The organism is Variovorax sp. FW301-JW7 (assembly GCF_058788795.1).
The window spans coordinates 1-1,148 of the sequence record NZ_JBYTBC010000037.1; the positions used below are offsets into that span (position 1 = coordinate 1).

1 protein-coding gene is annotated in these 1,148 nt (G+C 69.3%); it reads right to left on the reverse strand.

Features of this window, described 5'->3' with window-relative positions:
• Positions 1-1,148 (reverse strand): type VI secretion system Vgr family protein (locus tag AC3WQM_RS31975; protein WP_492683860.1); only part of this gene is annotated, 1,148 nt, incomplete at both ends.

Genomic DNA, 1,148 nt, shown 5'->3' on the forward strand with positions numbered 1-1,148 from the left:
GCCGTGGGCTTGGGTCGCCACAGCGGCACGACCTGCGCCTCGGCCGGCTGGGCTTCGAAGCTGTTGCGGTAGCTGCCCTTCTCGAGCTCGCCGGCCTCGAGCACCTGCGCGGCCTGTGCGCCGAGGTTGTTGGCCGCTTCGTGGCGCACGCGCAGTGCGAGGAATCTGCGGCCGTCGTAGCGGTCGTGCTGCGTGAGCGTGAAGCGCTCGCCGGCACCGAGCTGTCGCACGCTGCCCGCGGCGCCATAGCGCTTGATGCGCGATTCGAAAGCCACCAGCTGTTGCTCGGCGCGCCGGGCGGCGGTGGCGCTGTCGGCATAGCGTTGTGCACCGCTGCCGTCGTAGTGCTCCAGCACGGGCACCTCGCCCATGGCCAGCGCGCTCTGCACCGAGCCGGTGGGGGCCTGCAACACGCTGGCGTCCCAGGCGTTGCGCATGACGGCGTTGGTGGTGACCTGGCGCCGGCTGCTCCAGGCGGTGATGGCGTCGGTCGCTTCGGTGGCGTCGACGCGGTGGAAGCGGATCTGCGACAAGGCGCAGTCGGGCGGGGTTGCCGCGCGGTCGAAGATCACCAGGCGATGGTGCGAGGGCGTGGTGTTGCCGCTGCTGCCACCACTCGACTGTTGCTGCTGCTCGTGCTCGAAACGAAAGCTCAGGCCCTCTTCCGCCAGCAGGCGCAGCACGAAAGCCAGGTCCGATTCGCGGTACTGCACGCAGGTGGGCCGCACGGGCATCTCCTGCGTGACTTCGAAGCTGAAGCTGGCGGTCGTGTGGTCGGCGAACACTTCGCTGACGATGTCCTGCACGTGCTTGGCGGCGTACACGAAGCTGTCGCGGCGCAGGCCCAGCGCGGCGAGCCAGGGTTGCAGATGCAGCCGGTAGCGCGCCAGGCCGCCGTCACCGCCCAGCGCATCGACGGCCGTGAGGTAGCCGTGCCAGGTGCGAAAGCTGCCGTTGGCCAGCAGCAGGCGCAGGCTCAGCTCTTCGCCGATCAGCGCGAACGGATCGAACTCGCTCGACGTGGCGAGGGTGTCGATGGTGAAGTCGAAGAGTTCGTTGAGGCCTTCACTACCGGTGAAGCGCTCGACGACGACGGCGTTCTGCGGCGCCGACGCGGGCAGCTGCAGCTTGATGAGCCGCGCCTGCTC